This is a genomic window from Pseudomonas sp. TWP3-2 (genome assembly GCF_049897765.1).
In the GTDB taxonomy this organism is placed as follows: domain Bacteria; phylum Pseudomonadota; class Gammaproteobacteria; order Pseudomonadales; family Pseudomonadaceae; genus Aquipseudomonas.
Genome location: NZ_JAFCWW010000007.1, coordinates 150,024 through 169,810 on the forward strand (window position 1 = coordinate 150,024; position 19,787 = coordinate 169,810).

Annotated in this window: 16 protein-coding genes and 1 pseudogene; 7 read left to right on the forward strand and 10 right to left on the reverse strand. The window is 59.5% G+C overall.

What is annotated here, in order from left to right:
• Positions 1–9: 9 nt before the first annotated feature.
• Positions 10–2,385: a phosphoenolpyruvate synthase gene (ppsA, locus tag ACP7EE_RS13045; protein WP_426234828.1), complete on the reverse strand. Its 2,376-nt coding sequence runs from the start codon at positions 2,383–2,385 to the stop codon at positions 10–12.
• A gap of 174 nt (positions 2,386–2,559) precedes the next feature.
• Between ppsA and ppsR the strand changes: the two genes are divergently transcribed.
• Positions 2,560–3,378 (forward strand): posphoenolpyruvate synthetase regulatory kinase/phosphorylase PpsR, encoded by an 819-nt coding sequence (gene ppsR / locus ACP7EE_RS13050; protein ID WP_007951980.1) that lies wholly within the window; start codon positions 2,560–2,562, stop codon positions 3,376–3,378.
• Between the two features lie 134 nt (positions 3,379–3,512).
• Here the strand turns inward: ppsR and prpD are convergent.
• The 6 genes and pseudogenes from prpD to ACP7EE_RS13080 all read right to left on the reverse strand — a co-directional run.
• Positions 3,513–3,728 (reverse strand): annotated as a pseudogene (gene prpD / locus ACP7EE_RS13055) (2-methylcitrate dehydratase); the annotation flags it as partial.
• 125 nt (positions 3,729–3,853) lie between these two features.
• Complete coding sequence (gene prpF, locus ACP7EE_RS13060) at positions 3,854–5,044, reverse strand: 2-methylaconitate cis-trans isomerase PrpF (protein ID WP_426234829.1); 1,191 nt, start codon at positions 5,042–5,044, stop codon at positions 3,854–3,856.
• 56 nt (positions 5,045–5,100) lie between these two features.
• On the reverse strand, positions 5,101–7,695 hold the full coding sequence (gene acnD / locus ACP7EE_RS13065; protein ID WP_426234830.1) for a Fe/S-dependent 2-methylisocitrate dehydratase AcnD: 2,595 nt from the start codon (positions 7,693–7,695) through the stop codon (positions 5,101–5,103).
• Positions 7,696–7,902: 207 nt separating this feature from the next.
• A complete protein-coding gene (prpC, locus tag ACP7EE_RS13070) occupies positions 7,903–9,030 on the reverse strand; it encodes a bifunctional 2-methylcitrate synthase/citrate synthase (protein ID WP_426234831.1) in 1,128 nt (375 codons plus the stop codon).
• A 42-nt stretch (positions 9,031–9,072) separates the two neighbouring features.
• A complete protein-coding gene (gene prpB, locus ACP7EE_RS13075) occupies positions 9,073–9,963 on the reverse strand; it encodes a methylisocitrate lyase (protein ID WP_426234832.1) in 891 nt (296 codons plus the stop codon).
• On the reverse strand, positions 9,960–10,679 hold the full coding sequence (locus tag ACP7EE_RS13080; protein ID WP_426205204.1) for a GntR family transcriptional regulator: 720 nt from the start codon (positions 10,677–10,679) through the stop codon (positions 9,960–9,962). Before ACP7EE_RS13080 ends, prpB begins: the two co-directional genes overlap by 4 nt.
• Before the next feature lie 292 nt (positions 10,680–10,971).
• Between ACP7EE_RS13080 and ACP7EE_RS13085 the strand changes: the two genes are divergently transcribed.
• Genes ACP7EE_RS13085 through pabB form a run of 4 tightly spaced genes read left to right on the forward strand, consistent with a single transcriptional unit; the run spans position 10,972 to position 15,387 of the window.
• Positions 10,972–11,508: an ATP-dependent zinc protease gene (locus tag ACP7EE_RS13085; protein WP_426234833.1), complete on the forward strand. Its 537-nt coding sequence runs from the start codon at positions 10,972–10,974 to the stop codon at positions 11,506–11,508.
• Positions 11,509–11,513: 5 nt separating this feature from the next.
• Positions 11,514–13,049 (forward strand): inactive transglutaminase family protein, encoded by a 1,536-nt coding sequence (locus ACP7EE_RS13090; RefSeq protein ID WP_426234834.1) that lies wholly within the window; start codon positions 11,514–11,516, stop codon positions 13,047–13,049.
• Positions 13,049–14,035 carry an alpha-L-glutamate ligase-like protein gene (locus ACP7EE_RS13095; RefSeq protein WP_420648823.1) on the forward strand — a complete coding sequence of 329 codons (987 nt, stop codon included), beginning with the start codon at positions 13,049–13,051 and terminating at the stop codon, positions 14,033–14,035. The genes ACP7EE_RS13090 and ACP7EE_RS13095 overlap by 1 nt, the downstream gene beginning before the upstream one ends.
• Before the next feature lie 8 nt (positions 14,036–14,043).
• Entirely contained in the window at positions 14,044–15,387 is a 1,344-nt protein-coding gene (gene pabB / locus ACP7EE_RS13100) for an aminodeoxychorismate synthase component I (RefSeq protein WP_426234835.1), read from the forward strand.
• A gap of 101 nt (positions 15,388–15,488) precedes the next feature.
• Here the strand turns inward: pabB and thrH are convergent, their stop codons facing one another.
• Positions 15,489–16,106: a bifunctional phosphoserine phosphatase/homoserine phosphotransferase ThrH gene (gene thrH, locus ACP7EE_RS13105; protein WP_420648825.1), complete on the reverse strand. Its 618-nt coding sequence runs from the start codon at positions 16,104–16,106 to the stop codon at positions 15,489–15,491.
• 162 nt (positions 16,107–16,268) lie between these two features.
• On the opposite strand from thrH, the gene ACP7EE_RS13110 reads away from it, so the two are divergent.
• A complete protein-coding gene (locus tag ACP7EE_RS13110; RefSeq protein ID WP_426234836.1) occupies positions 16,269–17,009 on the forward strand; it encodes a phosphoadenylyl-sulfate reductase in 741 nt (246 codons plus the stop codon).
• Positions 17,010–17,033: 24 nt separating this feature from the next.
• Here the strand turns inward: ACP7EE_RS13110 and ACP7EE_RS13115 are convergent, their stop codons facing one another.
• Positions 17,034–17,957, reverse strand: a complete 924-nt coding sequence (locus ACP7EE_RS13115; RefSeq protein ID WP_426234837.1) for a LysR family transcriptional regulator — start codon at positions 17,955–17,957, stop codon at positions 17,034–17,036.
• Between the two features lie 126 nt (positions 17,958–18,083).
• Here ACP7EE_RS13115 and ACP7EE_RS13120 point away from each other — a divergent pair, with 126 nt between their 5' ends.
• Positions 18,084–18,830, forward strand: a complete 747-nt coding sequence (locus tag ACP7EE_RS13120) for a 3-oxoacyl-ACP reductase family protein (protein ID WP_420648828.1) — start codon at positions 18,084–18,086, stop codon at positions 18,828–18,830.
• A gap of 76 nt (positions 18,831–18,906) precedes the next feature.
• Here the strand turns inward: ACP7EE_RS13120 and ACP7EE_RS13125 are convergent, their stop codons facing one another.
• On the reverse strand, positions 18,907–19,602 hold the full coding sequence (locus ACP7EE_RS13125) for an HAD-IA family hydrolase (protein WP_426234907.1): 696 nt from the start codon (positions 19,600–19,602) through the stop codon (positions 18,907–18,909).
• Positions 19,603–19,787: the final 185 nt, after the last annotated feature.

The window sequence follows — 19,787 nt, forward strand, 5'->3', positions numbered from 1 at the left end:
ACTCACCGATCAGGCCTGCGCCTGACCCTCAGCCAGGAAGAACCAGGTTTCCAGCACGGAATCCGGGTTCAGCGACACGCTTTCGATGCCCTGCTCCATCAGCCAGCGCGCCAGATCCGGGTGGTCCGAAGGACCCTGACCGCAGATGCCGATGTACTTGCCAGCCTTGTTGCACGCCTGAATCGCGTTCGACAGCAGCTTCTTGACCGCTGGATTACGCTCGTCGAACAGGTGCGCGATGATCCCGGAGTCACGATCCAGGCCCAGCGTCAGCTGAGTCAGGTCGTTGGAGCCGATCGAGAAACCGTCGAAGAATTCGAGGAATTCTTCCGCCAGAATCGCGTTGGATGGCAGCTCGCACATCATGATCACGCGCAGACCGTTCTCGCCGCGCTTCAAGCCGTTCTCTGCGAGCAGATCCACAACCTGGCTGGCTTCGCCCAAGGTTCGAACGAACGGCACCATGATTTCGACGTTGGTCAGGCCCATCTCGTTGCGCACGCGTTTCAGCGCACGGCACTCGAGTTCGAAGCAGTCACGGAACGATTCGCTGATGTAACGCGAAGCGCCACGGAAACCCAGCATCGGGTTTTCTTCTTCCGGCTCGTACAGCTTGCCGCCGATCAGGTTGGCGTATTCGTTGGACTTGAAGTCCGACAGACGCACGATGACCTTTTTCGGGGTGAACGCAGCGGCCAGGGTGCTAATACCTTCGACCAGTTTATCGACATAGAAGCCGACCGGATCGTCGTAACCGGCGATGCGCTTGTCGACGCTGTCCTTGATTTCCTGCGGCAGACCGTCGTAGTTCAGCAGTGCTTTCGGGTGCACGCCGATCATGCGGTTGATGATGAACTCCAGACGGGCCAGGCCCACACCGGCGTTCGGCAGTTGCGCGAAGTCGAAGGCGCGGTCCGGGTTGCCGACGTTCATCATGATCTTGAACGGCAGATCCGGCATGGCGTCCACGGAGTTTTTCTTGATGTCGAAGCCCAGCTCGCCTTCGAAGATGTAACCGGTGTCGCCTTCAGCGCAGGAAACAGTCACGCCCTGGCCATCTTTGAGCAACTGAGTGGCGTTGCCGCAACCCACGACTGCCGGGATGCCCAGTTCACGGGCGATGATCGCCGCGTGGCAGGTACGGCCGCCACGGTTGGTGACGATGGCGCTGGCGCGCTTCATCACCGGTTCCCAGTCCGGGTCGGTCATGTCGGAAACCAGCACGTCGCCCGGCTGGACTTTGTCCATTTCCGAGACGTCCTTGATGATCCGCACCTTGCCCGCACCGATGCGCTGGCCGATCGCCCGACCTTCCACCAGCACAGTGCCGGTTTCTTTCAGCAGGTAACGTTCCATGACGTTGGCCTGAGTGCGGCTTTTCACGGTTTCCGGACGCGCCTGCACGATGTACAGCTTGCCGTCATCACCGTCCTTGGCCCACTCGATGTCCATCGGGCACTGGTAGTGCTTCTCGATGATCATCGCCTGCTTGGCCAGCTCGCTGACTTCAGCGTCGGACAGACAGAAACGTGCGCGATCAGCCTTGTCGACGTCGATGGTCTTGACCGACTTGCCGGCCGTAGCGACTTCGCCGTAGATCATCTTGATCGCTTTGCTGCCCAGGTTACGGCGCAGGATCGCCGGACGACCGGCTTCCAGCGTGCCCTTGTGGACATAGAATTCATCCGGGTTCACCGCGCCTTGCACAACGGTTTCGCCCAGACCGTAAGCGCCGGTAATGAACACCACGTCACGGAAACCGGATTCGGTGTCGAGGGTGAACATAACGCCGGCAGTGCCGGTTTCCGAACGCACCATGCGCTGCACGCCGGCAGACAGGGCGACCAGTTTGTGGTCGAAGCCCTGATGCACGCGGTAGGAAATCGCACGGTCGTTGAACAAGGAGGCGAATACTTCTTTGGCAGCGCGGATAACGTTTTCCACGCCACGAATGTTCAGGAAAGTTTCCTGCTGGCCGGCGAACGAAGCGTCCGGCAAGTCTTCGGCGGTAGCGGAAGAGCGCACGGCCACGGCCATGTCAGGATTGCCGGCCGACAGCACGGCGAACGCGGTGCGGATCTCGGCGTTGAGCTTTTCAGGGAATTCGGCGTCCATGATCCATTGACGGATCTGCGCACCGGTCTTGGCCAGGGCGTTGACGTCGTCAACGTCGAGGGCGTCGAGCGCGTCGTGGATCTGCTGGTTCAGACCGCTCAGTTCCAGGAAGTCACGATAGGCCTGCGCGGTGGTGGCGAAGCCGCCGGGGACCGAAACACCGGCGCCGGCCAGGTTGCTGATCATCTCGCCCAGGGATGCGTTCTTGCCCCCCACATGCTCAACATCGTGTTTGCCGAGCTTATCGAGGGAAACTACGTACTCTACCAAGGTGATCTCTCCACTAACTGTGTTGGAAAAGCTCAGAAACCGGCTGCTCGGGGGAGCGTTGGCCGGTTGTATGGCCTGGACCTGGAAAATAAGTGAGAATGCTGGCCAATGGCGGCCGGCAAATCGCGCCTATCATATCCAAGAATGACTATTAGCTTAAGGCCCAAGGTGCAAATGAAACGATCTGCTTTCTTTATCTCCGATGGCACCGGCATTACTGCCGAAACCCTGGGTCAAAGCCTCCTGGCGCAGTTCGAAAACATTACCTTCAGCAAATTCACGCGACCGTACATCGACAGCGTGGAAAAAGCGCGGGCCATGGTACAACAAATCAACAAAGCCGCCGAAACCGACGGCTTCCGGCCGATCATCTTCGACACCATCGTCAATCAGGACATTCGTGAGATTCTCGCCACGTCCAATGGTTTCATGATCGACATCTTCTCGACCTTCCTCGCCCCGCTCGAGCAGGAACTGACCGAGCATTCTTCCTACACCGTCGGCAAGTCGCATTCGATCGGCCACAACTCCAACTATATGGAGCGCATCGAGGCGGTTAACTTCGCCCTGGACAACGATGACGGTGCCCGCACCCACTATTACGACAAGGCCGACCTGATACTAGTGGGCGTGTCGCGTTGTGGTAAGACGCCGACGTGCCTGTACATGGCCATGCAATTCGGCATCCGCGCGGCCAACTACCCGCTGACCGAAGACGACATGGAACGCCTGCAACTGCCGGCCGCCCTGCGCGCGCACCAACACAAACTGTTCGGCCTGACCATCGACCCGGATCGCCTGACCGCGATCCGCAACGAACGCAAACCCAACAGCCGCTACTCGAGCTACGCCCAGTGCGAATTCGAAGTGCGCGAAGTGGAAAACCTGTTCCGCCGCGAGAACATCCCGAACATCAATTCCACGCATTTTTCGGTGGAGGAGATATCGGCAAAGATTCTGGTGGAGAAAGGCGTCGAACGGCGCTTCAAATAACTCTGCGGTGTCTGATCTGACGCCATCGCGGGCAAGCCCGGCTCCCACAGGTGTTGTGGTGTTTGCAAAAATTGCATCCGACACAAAACCCTGTGGGAGCGTGGCTTGCCCGCGATGAACGATAACGCGGTCCTTCAGATACCAAACAAATCGACAAACCGATGCACGGGCGCGGCCTCAAGCCGCGCCTGATCCTTGCACAGCGCGAAAATCTTGGCGCTACGCTGTCCGGTGAAGCGCGTTGCCAAGTTTGCCTTGAACTTGTCTTCCAGCAAGGGAATGCCTTCGACCCGGCGTCGACGGTGCCCGATCGGGTACTCCACCAACACGTTCTCAGTGCTGGTTCCGTCCTACCCGTTTGTCTTCCGATTTGAGCGCCAGCCTGCTAGCGATAGCGTTGTGTCAGCCGCCATCAATGTTAAATTTCAGGCAGCAATCGCCAGCAGGCTGAATCCCACAGGGTTTCTGATGTTCCTTAAAACGAGTCACCCGGAACGCGGACGTAGCCTTCCATCAAAACGCGCGCACTACGGCTCATGATGGCTTTCTTCACCACCCATTCGCCGTTCTCCAGACTGGCCTCAGCCCCGACGCGTAGGGTTCCGGACGGATGCCCGAACCGCACCGCATTACGCTCAACACCACCGGCAGCGAGGTTCACCAAGGTGCCGGAGATAGCCGCAGCAGTACCAATCGCCACCGCCGCCGTGCCCATCATCGCGTGGTGCAGCTTGCCCATCGACAACGCGCGCACCAGCAAATCAACATCACCCGCCCCAATCGCTTTGCCGCTGGAGGCCACGTAATCCGCAGGTTTGGCGACGAATGCGACTTTCGGCGTGTGTTGCCGCTTGGCCGCTTCGTTGAGATCGGAAATCAGGCCCATGCGCAATGCGCCGTGAGCCCGAATACTTTCAAACATCGCCAGCGCTTTCAGGTCACCGTTGATCGCGCCTTGCAGCTCGGTGCCGGTGTAGCCAATGTCTTCAGCGTTGACGAAAATCGTCGGAATGCCCGCGTTGATCATGGTCGCTTTGAAGGTGCCGACACCAGGCACGTCGAGATCATCGATCAGGTTGCCAGTGGGAAACATCGAACCAGCGCCGCCCTCTTCTTCCGCCGCCGGGTCCATGAATTCGACCTGCACTTCAGCCGCTGGAAAGGTCACGCCATCCAGTTCGAAATCGCCGGTTTCCTGCACTTCGCCGTTGGTGATCGGCACGTGCGCAATGATGGTTTTCCCAATGTTGGCCTGCCACACCCGGACCACGGCGACGCCGTTGTGCGGAATGCGCTCGGCATCCACCAGACCGTTGCTGATGGCGAACGAACCGACCGCCGCCGACAGGTTGCCGCAGTTGCCGCTCCAGTCCACGAACGGCTTGTCGATGGAGACCTGACCGAACAGGTAATCGACATCGTGATCAGCCTTGGTGCTTTTCGACAGGATCACGGTTTTGCTGGTGCTCGATGTCGCGCCGCCCATGCCGTCGATCTGTTTGTCGTACGGGTCGGGGCTGCCGATCACGCGCAATAACAAAGCATCGCGGGCCGGGCCTGCAACCTGTGCGCTTTCAGGCAAGTCTTTCAGGCTGAAAATCACGCCTTTGCTGGTGCCGCCACGCATATAAGTGGCGGGGATTTTGATTTGTGCTGCGTGAGCCATGACTGCTCCTTCAAAGCGACCAAAGGACTGATCATCCTTTGGTCGCTTAACTTGTTTTAAACGGCAACCGCCGATTCTTCGAGGAAGTCCTGAGCAAAGCGTTGCAACACGCCGCCGGCCTCGTAGATCGACACTTCTTCAGCGGTATCGAGGCGGCAGGTCACCGGCACATCAACGCGTTCGCCGTTCTTGCGGTGGATCACCAACGTCAAATCGGCACGCGGTTTGCGCTCGCCGATCACGTCATAGGTTTCGCTGCCATCAATTGCCAACGTGTGACGGTCGGTGCCCGCTTTGAACTCCAGCGGCAACACGCCCATGCCCACCAGATTGGTGCGGTGAATGCGCTCGAAACCTTCGGCGGCAATCGCTTCAACCCCGGCCAGGCGCACGCCTTTGGCCGCCCAGTCGCGCGAGGAACCCTGGCCGTAGTCAGCGCCGGCGATAATGATCAGCGGCTGCTTGCGCTCCATGTAGGTTTCGATGGCTTCCCACATGCGCATTACCTGGCCTTCCGGCTCGACGCGGGCCAGCGAACCCTGTTTGACCTTGCCGTTTTCCACGACCATTTCATTGAACAGTTTCGGGTTAGCAAAAGTGGCACGCTGCGCGGTCAGGTGGTCGCCGCGGTGCGTTGCGTAAGAGTTGAAGTCCTCTTCCGGCAGGCCCATTTTCGCCAGGTATTCGCCGGCGGCGCTGTCGAGCATGATCGCGTTGGACGGCGACAGGTGATCGGTGGTGATGTTGTCCGGCAGCACCGCCAGCGGGCGCATGCCCTTGAGCGGACGCGCGCCGGCCAGCGCGCCTTCCCAGTACGGCGGACGGCGGATGTAGGTGCTCATTTCGCGCCAATCGTACAGCGGCGCGACTTTCGGGCCGGTGTCTTCGTGGATGGCAAACATCGGGATGTAGACCTGACGGAACTGCTCCGGCTTGACCGAGGATTTGACCACCGCGTCGATTTCTTCGTCGCTCGGCCAGATGTCTTTCAGGCGGATTTCCTTGCCATCGACCACGCCAAGTACGTCTTTCTCGATGTCGAAACGGATGGTCCCGGCGATGGCGTAAGCCACCACCAGCGGCGGCGAAGCGAGGAACGCTTGCTTGGCGTACGGATGAATCCGCCCGTCGAAGTTGCGGTTACCCGAGAGTACGGCGGTGGCGTACAGATCGCGGTCGATAATCTCTTGCTGGATCAAAGGGTCCAGAGCACCGGACATGCCGTTGCAAGTGGTGCAGGCAAACGCGACGATGCCGAAACCAAGCTGCTCCAGCTCAGTGGTCAGCCGCGCTTCATCAAGGTACAGCGCCACGGTTTTCGAACCCGGCGCCAGCGACGACTTGACCCACGGTTTGCGCGTCAGTCCGAGTCGGTTGGCGTTACGCGCGATCAGGCCGGCGGCGATCACGTTGCGCGGGTTGCTGGTGTTGGTGCAACTGGTGATGGCGGCGATGATCACCGCGCCGTCGGGCATTTGCCCCGGCACTTCTTCCCATTGACCGGAGATGCCTTTGGCGGCCAGATCCGAAGTCGCCACGCGGGCGTGCGGGTTGCTCGGGCCGGCCATGTTGCGCACGACCGACGACAGATCGAACGTCAGGCCGCGCTCGTATTGCGCGCCTTTCAGGCTGTCGGCCCACAGGCCAGTAGTCTTCGCGTAATGCTCGACGAGCTGCACTTGCTGGTCTTCGCGACCGGTAAGTTTCAGGTAGTCGATGGTTTGCTGGTCAATGTAGAACATCGCCGCGGTGGCGCCGTATTCCGGGGCCATGTTGGAGATGGTCGCGCGGTCGCCGAGGGTCAGCGCGGCGGCGCCTTCGCCGAAGAATTCCAGCCATGCGCCGACGACTTTCTGTTTGCGTAAGTATTCAGTCAGCGCCAGCACCATGTCGGTGGCGGTGATGCCCGGTTGCAGCTTGCCGGTCAGTTCGACGCCGACGCTTTCCGGCAGACGCATCCACGACGCGCGGCCGAGCATCACGCTCTCGGCTTCGAGGCCGCCGACACCAATCGCGATTACGCCCAGTGCATCGACGTGCGGGGTGTGGCTGTCAGTGCCGACGCAGGTATCCGGAAAGGCCACCCCGTCGCGCACCTGGATCACCGGAGACATTTTCTCCAGGTTGATCTGGTGCATGATGCCGTTGCCCGGCGGGATCACATCGACATTCTTGAAGGCTTTTTTGGTCCAGTTGATGAAGTGGAAACGGTCTTCGTTACGGCGGTCTTCGATGGCGCGGTTCTTCTCGAAGGCTTGCGCGTCAAAACCACCCGCTTCGACGGCCAGCGAGTGGTCGACGATCAACTGCGTTGGCACCACCGGGTTGACTTGCGCCGGGTCACCGCCCTGCGAGGCGATGGCATCGCGCAGACCGGCGAGGTCGACCAATGCGGTCTGGCCGAGAATGTCGTGGCACACCACGCGCGCCGGGAACCACGGAAAATCCAGGTCACGTTTACGTTCGATGAATTGTTTGAGGGACTCGGTCAGCGTGGCCGGGTCGCAGCGACGCACGAGGTTTTCCGCCAGCACGCGCGAGGTGTACGGCAGGGTGTCGTAGGCGCCTGGCTGGATCGCCTCGACCGCCGCACGGACGTCGAAGTAATCCAGAGGGGTACCGGGCAGGTTCTTGCGGAATTCTGTGTTCATCGGTCGGGACTCGGTCACGGTGATAACAAAAAGGTTGGGGCCTGACGCCAATCCTGAAATTCCCATCGAACCCTGTGGGAGCTGGCTTGCCAGCGATGACTGAGTCACATCCAGCATCGATGCTGACTGACCCACCGCTATCGCTGGCAAGCCAGCTCCCACAGTTTTTCTCGGTGAACTTCGAGATCAGTGCTGGGCCCTCACCATTCAGCGACGTTCGATTGGCACGAACTTGCGCTGTTCGACGCCGACGTACTCGGCGCTCGGGCGGATGATGCGGTTGTTGGCGCGCTGTTCGAACACGTGCGCCGCCCAGCCAGTCAGGCGCGAGCAGACGAAGATCGGCGTGAACAGCTTGGTCGGGATGCCCATGAAGTGGTACGTCGAGGCGTGGTAGAAATCGGCGTTGGGAAAGAGTTTTTTCTGTTCCCACATGGTCTTGTCGATCGCTTCGGAAACCGCGAACAGCACCTTGTCCCCGACTTCATCGGAAAGCTTTTTCGCCCAGCCTTTGATCACTTCGTTGCGTGGATCGCTGTCCTTATAGATCGCGTGGCCGAAGCCCATGATCTTGTCTTTGCGCTCGAGCATGCCGAGGGTGCCTTTGATCGCCTCTTCCGGCGACGAAAAGCGCTCGATCATTTCCATCGCCGCTTCGTTGGCGCCGCCATGCAGCGGGCCGCGCAGCGAACCGATGGCCGCCGTTACGCAGGAATACAGATCAGACAACGTCGAAGCGCAAACGCGGGCAGTGAAGGTCGAAGCGTTGAATTCGTGTTCGGCGTAGAGGATCAGCGACACGTTCATGACTTTGACGTGCAGTTCGCTGGGCTTCTTGTCGTGCAACAGGTGCAGAAAATGGCCGCCGATGGTTTGCTCATCGCTCACGCAATTGATGCGTTTGCCGTCGTGGCTGAAGCGATACCAGTAGCACATGATCGCCGGGAAGGCGGCCAGCAGCCGGTCGGTCTTGTCGAGTTGCTCGGAGAAGTCTTGCTCCGGCTCGATGTTGCCAAGAAAGGAGCAACCGGTGCGCATCACATCCATCGGATGGGCGTCGGCGGGGATGCGCTCCAGCACTTCTTTCAGCGCTTGCGGCAGGTCGCGCAGCTTGCTCAGCTTTTGCTGGTAGTCGGCGAGTTGAGTCTTGCTCGGCAGTTCGCCGTACAGCAACAGGTACGCCACTTCTTCAAACTGCGCATCCGCCGCCAGTTCGCGCACGTCATAGCCGCGATAGGTCAGCCCGGCACCGGCCTGGCCTACGGTGGACAGTGCGGTTTGCCCGGCAACCTGGCCCCGGAGTCCGGCGCCACTAAGTACTTTTGCTTCGGCCATTGTTTTCTCCAATCTTGAATTTGTTAGGGAGGCTGGCGGCGTTTATTTTTTCGCCGCAAACAACGCATCGAGCTTCTGCTCGAACGTGTGGTAATCGATGCGATCGTAGAGCTCCATGCGAGTCTGCATGGTGTCGATGACATTCTGCTGCGTACCGTCGCGGCGGATCGCGGTGTAGACGTTTTCCGCAGCCTTGTTCATCGCGCGGAACGCCGACAGCGGATACAGCACCAGCGATACATCGGCCCCGGCCAGTTGCTCGGTGGTGTACAGCGGCGTCGCGCCAAATTCGGTGATATTGGCAAGAATCGGCGCTTTCACGCGGCTGGCGAACAGCTTGTACATCTCAAGTTCAGTGATGGCTTCCGGGAAGATCATGTCGGCGCCCGCCTCGATGCACGCAGCAGCGCGATCGAGTGCCGATTCGAGACCTTCAACCGCCAGCGCATCGGTGCGGGCCATGATCACGAAGCTGTCATCGGTGCGCGCATCGACCGCAGCCTTGATCCGGTCGACCATTTCCTGCTGCGAGACGATTTCTTTACCAGGACGGTGGCCGCAACGCTTGGCGCCGACCTGATCCTCGATGTGAATCGCCGCCGCGCCGAACTTGATCATCGACTTCACAGTGCGCGCGACGTTGAACGCCGAGGAACCGAAACCGGTATCGACATCCACCAACAATGGCAGGTCGCAGACGTCGGTGATGCGGCGCACGTCGGTCAGCACGTCATCCAGACCGGTGATGCCCAGATCCGGCACCCCGAGAGAGCCTGCGGCCACCCCGCCACCGGACAGGTAGATCGCCTTGAAACCGGCGCGCTTGGCCAGCAGGGCGTGGTTGGCGTTGATCGCGCCGACCACTTGCAGCGGATGCTCGCTGGCGACCGCATCGCGAAAACGCTGGCCTGGAGTGTTCTGGTTGGAACTCATGACTCACCTCGTTCAGTGACTGTCGGGTTGGCGCCGTCCTGATAATGACGGGCGATATTGCGTTTCGAGGCGCCGATGTGCCGGCGCATCAACAATTCGGCCAGTTCGCCGTCACGGTCGGCGATGGCATCGAGAATCCGGTGGTGCTCGGCAAACGCCTGGCGCGGACGGTTGGGCGTGGTGGAAAACTGGATGCGGTACATGCGCACCAGTTGATACAGCTCGCCGCAGAGCATCTGCGTCAGGGTGCGGTTGCCGCTGCCCTGGATGATTCGGTAATGAAAGTCGAAATCGCCTTCCTGCTGGTAGTAGCCGACGCCAGCCTGAAACGCCGCGTCGCGCTCATGGGTTTCGAGGACCCGGCGCAGTTCGTCGATTTCTTCGACGGTCATGCGTTCCGCCGCCAGACGGCAGGCCATGCCTTCAAGGGATTCGCGGATTTCGTAGAGTTCGAGCAATTCGGCATGGCTCAGCGAGACCACGCGTGCGCCGACGTGCGGTACGCGCACCAGCAAGCGCTGGCCTTCCAGACGATGGATCGCCTCACGCAGCGGCCCACGGCTGATGCCGTAGGTACGCGCCAGCTCCGGCTCGGAGATCTTGCTGCCCGGGGCGATTTCACCTTTGACGATGGCCGCCTGAATGCGCCGAAAGACGTTTTCCGAAAGTGTCTCGGAATCGTCACCGCTGATCACCGGGGGATCGAGTTGATCCAGCATATTGTCGACACCTTGAAATCCAATGCGGCAAAAACTAGCGAATCAATGCCAATCAGTCAAAGGATAAATACACATTGTCGACAATCGTCTAATAAGCCACTGATTCAGCCCCAAGAGTTATAGACCCGCTCGGCGGCTGGCGCCATAAAACCACCGTGCTAGAATGCCGCCCGCATTTGCCAGTCATTTGCACGGCTTGTCATAAAAAGCTGATAGGCACACGTAGGCGCTTGCGCAGTCATTGCCCAACGCCTTGCACCGAAAAACGGAACGCTGCGCACCAGGATTTATGAGACTCAAGCCCTTCTCCACCTTCTTTTATATGCTCTGCCTGCCCGGCCTCGCCTCGGCGGGGGAAAAAACCGTGTACGGCCTCAATGAATACGCAGCGCTGGACGGTATCAATCTGCAAGTCGCGGCCAAACTCGACACCGGCGCCAAAACCGCCTCACTGAGCGCCCGCGACATCAAACGCTTCAAACGCAACGGCGAGTCGTGGGTACGCTTCTATCTGGCCATCGACACCGCGCATTCGCACCCGCTCGAACGGCCGCTGGCACGGGTCAGCAAAATCAAGCGCCGCGCCGGCGACTACGATCCGGAAGAGGGCAAGAAGTACACCGCTCGTCCGGTGATCGAGCTGGATATCTGCATGGGTTCGGCAATGCGCAGCATAGAAGTGAACCTGACCGACCGAAGTGCGTTCCAATACCCGCTTTTGATCGGCTCCGAAGCGTTGAAACGCTTCGACGCGCTGGTCGATCCCAGTCTTAAATACGCTGCCGGCAAACCTGCCTGCGCCATCGCCGCTCATACCGCCGAGTAATTTCCATGCGTTCTCTAACCTTCCACCTGAAAATCCTGATCACCATTCTGGTGCTGCTCGGCGTTTCGGTTACGGCCTATCAGATTTTCGTGCTCGGCATCCCGGTGACCGAAGACGCCACCGACGACTTGTGGAACATCGACGCCAAAGTCGAGTTCGTCGCCAGCACCAAGGATCCAGTCAAGATCCAGATGTTCGTGCCGCCCCTGAGCCGCGACTACGTCAGCCTCAATGAAAGCTTCATCTCGAACAACTACGGGGTAGCGGTCAACCGGGTTGACGGCAACCGCAAGGTGACGTGGTCGGCGCGCCGCGCCAAGGGCAATCAGACGCTGTATTACCGTCTGGTGCTGACCAAGCGCTACACCGCTGAAAAAACCAAAGTCAAAGGCCCGACCTTCCGCGACAGCATGGTCATCGAAGGCGCGGAGAAAATCGCCGCCGAAGCCCTGCTCGCACCGATCCGCCAGCACTCGGCCGACGTCGAAACCTTCATCGGCGAAGCGATCAAACGCGTTAACAATCTCAACGATGACAACGTGAAACTGCTGCTGGCCGGCGACCCGTCCACCGCGCACAAAGCCAAGATCGTCGAATTGCTGCTGTCGATTGCCCACGTACCGGTAGAAAAAGTCCATACCCTGCGTCTGGTTGCCGATCAGCCACAAACCCCGGAACTGTGGTTGCGCAGCTTCAATGGCGCCGACTGGTTGTACTTCAACCCGGAAACCGGCGAACAGGGCCTGCCGACCGACCGCCTGCTGTGGTGGACCGGCGATGAAAACCTGATCACCGTCGATGGCGGCAAGAAAGCCAACGTGACCTTCAGCCTGAACAACAGTGAGATGAACGCGATTCGTCTGGCCAAGCTGACCGACGAAAACACCGACGCCAACTTCCTCGATTACTCGCTGTACGGCCTGCCGCTGCAAACCCAGCAGACCTTCATGATCATGGTGATGATCCCGATTGGCGTGCTGGTGATCCTGATCCTGCGCAACCTGATCGGCTTGCAGACCCTCGGCACCTTTACGCCGGTGCTGATCGCATTGGCCTTCCGCGAGACGCAACTCGGGTTCGGCATTCTGCTGTTTACCGTCATTACCGCACTGGGGCTGTCGTTACGTTCGTATCTGGAACATCTGAAGCTGCAAATGCTGCCGCGACTCTCGGTGGTGTTGACCTTTGTCGTGGTGTTGATCGCGGCGATCAGTCTCTTTAGTCACAAGCTTGGTCTGGAACGCGGTCTGTCGGTGGCGCTGTTCCCGATGGTGATTCTGACCATGACCATCGAACGCCTGTCGATCACCTGGGAAGAACGCGGTGCCGGACATGCGATGAAAGTGGCGATCGGCACGCTGTTCGCAGCGTCCCTGGCGCACCTCATCATGAGCGTGCCGGAACTGGTGTACTTCGTGTTTACCTTCCCGGCGATCTTGCTGATTCTGGTGGGCTTCATGCTGGCAATGGGTCGCTATCGCGGTTATCGCCTGACCGAACTGGTGCGTTTCAAGGCTTTCCTGAAGAAGGCTGACGCCTGATGTTCGGTTTCTGGAAGACCTGGAAGGCCCTGGAAGCCCGGGGCATCATGGGCATCAATCGGCGTAACGCGGACTACGTGCTCAAGTACAACAAGCGCAGTCTGTACCCGATTGTCGATGACAAGATCATCACCAAAGAGCGCGCGATCAAGGCCGGCATTCATGTGCCGGAACTGTACGGCGTGATTTCCACCGAGAAGGAAATCGACAAGCTCGACGAGATCATCGGCGCGCGCAGCGACTTCGTGATCAAACCGGCCCAAGGCGCGGGCGGCGACGGCATCATCGTGATCGCCGACCGTTTCGAGGGCCGCTATCGCACGATCTCCGGCAAAATCCTTGCCCACGAAGAGCTTGAGCATCACATCTCAAGCATCCTTACCGGCCTGTATTCGCTGGGCGGACACCGCGACCGCGCGCTGATCGAATACCGCGTGACCCCGGACCAGATCTTCAAAAGCATCAGCTATGAAGGCGTGCCGGACATCCGCATCATCGTGCTGATGGGCTATCCGGTGATGGCCATGCTGCGCTTGCCGACTCGCCAGTCCGGCGGCAAGGCCAATTTGCATCAAGGCGCCATCGGCGTCGGTGTCGACTTGGCTACTGGCCTGACGCTGCGCGGCACCTGGCTGAACAACATCATCACCAAACACCCGGACACCACCAACGCGGTGGACGGCGTGCAACTGCCCTACTGGGACGGTTTCATGAAACTCGCTGCGGGCTGTTACGAGCTGTGCGGGTTGGGGTATATCGGCGTGGACATGGTGCTGGATCAGGAAAAAGGCCCGCTGATTCTTGAGCTTAATGCGCGGCCGGGGCTGAATATTCAGATTGCCAATGATTGCGGACTGACGTTGCGTACGCATGCGGTTGAAGCGCGTCTGGAAGAGCTCAAAGCACGTGGGGTGACGGAGACGGTCGAAGAGCGGGTGGCGTTTGCGCAGGAATTGTTTGGGCATATTCCGGCGGTCGAGGGTTGATCCCGAACATGCCGACCTGTTGTGTACACCCCCTGCCCTATCGCGCCAACCCCGCCGAGTACTTCGCGGCAATCCGTCATGCCCCTGGCGCAGTGCTGCTCGACAGCGGCCGGCCGAGCGCAGAACGTGGCCGCTATGATTTGCTCAGCGCCTGGCCGCTGGAACAGCTCGCAGTTCTGCCAGATGAAAGCGGCAGTCTTTTCCTGCAACGCCTGCGCGATAATCTGGCCCGTTTGGGCGAAGCGAATTTGCCTGACGGTTACGAATTGCCGTTCGCCGGCGGCCTGATCGGTTATTTGAGCTACGACTTCGGCCGGCATCTAGAACACCTGCCGAGTCAGGCGCGGGATGATCTGAATTTGCCGGATGCGCGGTTTGGTCTGTATGACTGGGCGTTGATCTCGGATCATCTTTTGGGCACTAGCCAGTTGGTGTTTCACCCTTCAGTGAGTGCCGACGAGCAGCGCCGGCTGATTGATTTGTTCACTGAACTGACGACAGAGGCTTCGGCGCCTTTTTCGTTAAATAGTCCGATGACGGCCGATTTGTCGGCCGATGAATACCGCCAGGCCTTCGAACGTATTCAGCATTACATTCAGGCCGGCGATTGCTACCAGGTCAACTTCGCTCAACGTTTTCGCGCGCCGTACCAAGGTGACCCTTGGCTGGCCTATTGCGCCTTGCGCGAAGCGTGCCCTACCCCGTTTTCCGGTTTCCAGAGCCTGCCCGACGGCGGCGCAGTGTTGAGCCTGTCCCCCGAACGCTTCGTCAAAGTCAGCCAGCGCCAGGTCGAAACCCGCCCAATCAAGGGCACTCGTCCACGCGGCCGGACGCCTGCCGAAGACGCCGCCAATGCCGCCGAGCTGCTGGCGAGCCCCAAAGATCGCGCAGAAAACCTGATGATTGTCGATCTGCTGCGCAACGACCTCGGTCGCACTTGCCGCATCGGTTCGGTGCGAGTTCCGGAGTTGTTCAGTCTGGAAAGCTATCCGAATGTGCATCACTTGGTCAGCAGCGTGACCGGCGAACTGGCGGATGACCGCGATGCGCTTGACCTGATCGCCGGCAGCTTTCCCGGTGGCTCGATCACCGGCGCACCGAAAATTCGGGCGATGCAGATCATCGACGAGCTAGAGCCGACCCGGCGCGGGTTGTACTGCGGTTCGTTACTGTATCTGGACGTGCGCGGCGAGATGGACAGCTCCATCGCGATTCGCAGTTTGCTGGTCAAGGATGGGCAAGTGTGTTGCTGGGGTGGCGGCGGAATTGTTGCCGATTCGGATTGGCAGGCTGAGTATCAGGAGTCGATCACCAAAGTGAAGATCCTGCTCGAAACCCTGCAAACCCTCTGATACCCCTGTAGGAGCTGCGGCACGCTGCGATCTTTTGATCTTGATCTTGAAAAAAACAAGATCAAAAGATCGCAGCGTGCCGCAGCTCCTACATGATCGGATTACAGGCTTAGATTGCGGTTCGAGGCTTTGATGAATTCCTGCTTCAACTCGGCAAAGGTATGCACCGCCGGGAACTGTGGAAACTCGCGAATCACATTGTCCGGCGCATGAAACAGAATCCCCGCATCCGCTTCACCGAGCATGCTCGTGTCGTTGTAGGAATCGCCCGCGGCAATCACCCGGTAATACAGGCTTTTGAACGCCAACACTGACTGGCGCTTCGGATCTTTCTGACGCAGTTGATAGCTGGTGACCCGCCCGCTGTCGTCCGTAATCAGACGATGACAAAGCAAGGTCGGGAAGCCCAGCTGACGCATCAGCGGTTGGGAAAATTCGTAGAAGGTGTCCGATAGAATCACCACCTGGAAGCGTTCGCGTAGCCAATTGACGAACTCCACTGCGCCATCCAGCGGCTTGAGCGTGGCGATCACTTCCTGAATGTCCGAGAGTTTCAAGCCGTGCTCGTCGAGGATGCGCAGGCGCTGCTGCATCAGCACGTCGTAATCGGGAATGTCCCGGGTGGTGGCCTTGAGGGATTCGATTCCGGTTTTCTCGGCGAAGGCGATCCAGATTTCCGGCACCAACACCCCTTCAAGATCAAGACAGGCAATTTCCACAGGACACTCCGTTTGTAATGTTTATTGAGTCGAGCGAGCCCGAACTCTAGCGGCTCGACCCGGCCCGTGCAACGCACAGCACGCCCCGGCCAACGCGACTTTTTGTTAACATCGCCGCCATATAGAGCGCCCAGCGCCACCGACCTGTAGGAAGCCGCCCTGATGAGCCCAACGTTCGACGTCGTGGAACTCGCCACGACCTATGCCAACAAATCCGCGCAAGACATCCTCAAACTCGCTTTCGCCGAGTTCGGTGACGAGCTGTGGATATCTTTCAGCGGCGCCGAGGATGTGGTGCTGGTGGACATGGCCTGGAAGCTCAACAAGAACGTCAAAGTCTTCAGTCTCGACACCGGGCGCCTGCACCCGGAGACCTACCGCTTCATCGATCAGGTGCGCGAGCACTACAAGATCGACATCGAACTGGTATCGCCGGACTACACAAAACTCGAACCGTTCGTGAAGGAAAAAGGCCTGTTCAGTTTCTACAAGGACGGCCACGGCGAATGCTGCGGGATCCGCAAGATCGAGCCGCTACGCCGTAAACTGTCCGGCGTCAAAGCCTGGGCTACTGGCCAGCGCCGTGACCAGAGCCCGGGCACCCGCAGCGCGGTAGCGGTACTGGAAATCGACACTGCGTTCTCGACTCCGGAGCGCACGCTGTACAAGTTCAACCCGTTGGCACAGATGACCAGCGAGGAAATCTGGGGCTACATCCGCATGCTCGAGCTGCCGTATAACAGCCTGCATGAGCGCGGCTTCATCAGCATCGGCTGCGAACCCTGCACCCGCCCGGTGCTGCCAAACCAGCACGAGCGCGAAGGTCGCTGGTGGTGGGAAGAAGCTACGCAGAAAGAGTGCGGCTTGCACGCCGGCAATATCATCGGCAAATCCAGAGCTTAGTCGGAACCCGGTTTCAAACCGGGTTCAAACTGCACTGAAGCGCTTGGCCAGTCCCTGCTCGGCAAACTGCTCGATGACGAAATCGACAAATGCTCGAGTTTTGCCGGGCAGCAATTTGTGCTCCGCGTAATAGATCGAGATGTTGCCATCGTCGACGTACCAGTCCGGCAACACTCGCTGTAAACGCCCGGTGTCCAGATAACCAACGGCAAACGGCATGCTTACTAACGCAATGCCCAAGCCCTGCGCCGCCGTGGCGCAAGCGGCCTCGGAATCGCTCATGGTCATTCGCACGCGCAGAATCAAGGGGCTGTGTTGTTGCTTGCGATCGCTCAACTGCCACGAGCGCACGCGACCGGTTTGCGGTGAGCGGATCAGGATTCCGTCGTGATCCTTCAGGTCCTCCGGCTGATTAATTGCCGAGTGGCTATCCAGATATTCGCGAGACGCCACCAATACCCTATGCGCCGGAGTCAGCTTGCGCGCGACCACGCCTTGCGGCAGTTCAAAACCGCCGCCAATCGCCGCATCAAAGCCCTGCCCGATCAGATCGACCTGACGATTATCGAAATGCCAGTCTGGATTGATCGCCGGGAACCGATGCAGAAACTCACCCAGCAACGGCACGATGTACAGCCGCCCAAACACCGTGCCCATGCTGACCTTCAACGTACCCGCCGGTTGCCCTTCGGCGCTGGCCAGATTCGCTACGGCATTCTGGATTGTGGTGAGGCTGGCGCTGACCTCGCTCAAAAACAGTTGCCCGGCCTCGGTCAGCGTCAAACTGCGGGTGCTGCGCTGAAACAGCCTTACGCCAAGACGTGCTTCGAGTTTCGCCACGCTTTTGCCGACCGCTGCCGGGGTCAGACTGAGGCGTCTGGCGGCTTCGGCGAAGCTGCCGACCTCGGCACTGCGGACGAAGGATTCGATACTACTGAATGTTTCCATGGTCGCCACTATAAACTTCTGGTTTACACAGACTATAGCAACCTCGGGCTACACGGTTGCTGGCTGGCGGCAGATACTCGACTCCGACACCAAGGCAGCCTGCCTTGAAATTTCTGGAGATCGCACATGACCACTCAAAACCTCAGCGGTAAAGTCGCTCTGATTCAAGGCGGCTCTCGCGGCATCGGCGCCGCCATCGTCAAACGTCTGGCCGCTGAAGGCGCAGCAGTCGCCTTCACTTATGTAAGCTCCGACGCCAAGGCTCAGGAACTGCAGAACAGCATCACCGGCAACGGCGGCAAAGCCCTCGCAATCAAGGCCGACAGTGCCAACGCCGATGCCATCCGCAGCGCCGTGGCTGCCACCGTTGAAGCCTTTGGCCGCCTCGATATCCTGGTCAACAACGCCGGGATCCTCGCCATCGCGCCGCTGGAAGATTTCAAACTGGAAGACTTCGATCAGACCCTGGCGATCAACGTACGCAGCGTGTTCATCGCTTCCCAGGAGGCCGCCAAGCACATGGGCGAAGGCGCGCGCATCATCAATATCGGCAGCACCAACGCCGATCGCATGCCCTTCGGTGGTGGCAGTGTGTATGCGATGAGCAAATCGGCACTGGTTGGCCTGACCAAAGGCCTGGCGCGCGATCTCGGCCCACGCGGCATCACCATCAACAACGTGCAGCCCGGCCCGGTCGACACCGACATGAACCCGGCCCACGGCGAGTTCGCCGACAGCCTGATACCGCTGATGGCGGTCGGCCGTTACGGCAAGGCTGAAGAAATCGCCAGCTTCGTCGCCTACCTGGCAGGCCCTGAAGCCGGCTACATCACCGGTGCCAGCCTGACCATCGACGGCGGTTTCGGCGCCTGATACGGCTGAAATACTCTGAACGAAAAACGCCGCCCTTCCTTAATGGAGGGGCGGCGTTTTTTTGCCTGCGGTTACGTCAGGCCCAATCCAGCGCCGGCAATCCGCAAGCAGCTGGGGTGAACGCTTTCAACGTACGAAGAATCCCGTCGGCGTGTGCGTATTTTTCATCGGCCATCGCCGCATCAGGAATCGCGATGGCGGTCATGCCTGCCGCTTTGGCCGCCGTCACGCCGAATGGCGAGTCCTCGAACACCAGACAATCTTCCGGCGCCACACCCAAACGCCGGGCAGCCGTCAGGAAGATATCCGGCGCCGGTTTGGCTGCGCCAACCTCCGGGTCATCCGCCGTCACGATGAAGTCGAACAGCGCAAACCACTCGCGGTGCAACGTGGTTTTCTGAGCGAATGACTGACGCGAAGAACTGGTGCCGACCGCAATCGGAATGTTATGCGCCTTGAGGTGACGCACCAGTTCCTCTGCCCCCGCCATCGCCTGGGCAGTGGGGAAACGCTCGCGCATCAACGGTTCGCGGATCACCAGAAACTCTTCAGCCGTGATCGGCAGATCCAGCGCCTCAACCACGTAGCGCGCCAGATCACCTGCGCCACGGCCAATGATGTTCTGCTTGATGCTCCAGTCGAAGGTGCGTCCGTACCGCGCCGCAATCATCGACGTGACCTCGGTGTAGATGCCCTCGGTGTCCAGCAGCAAACCGTCCATATCGAAAATCACGGCCTTGATCGGGCCGAACGCCATCAGCGGTGCATTCATCATCGGATCCGTCAGCAATGTCATCCAGCCCCGCGCCGTTGAGGCAGCAGCACGGATCTGATTAAAGGGTTCAGCAGCATAACGAGCGTGATCGCCATTGGGCAACGGGCAATCTCTGCTGTTTGGTTTAAACCAGTCGCAGGCAATTAGCGAAATACCCTACAGCCACCGCCTACTTGGCTGAC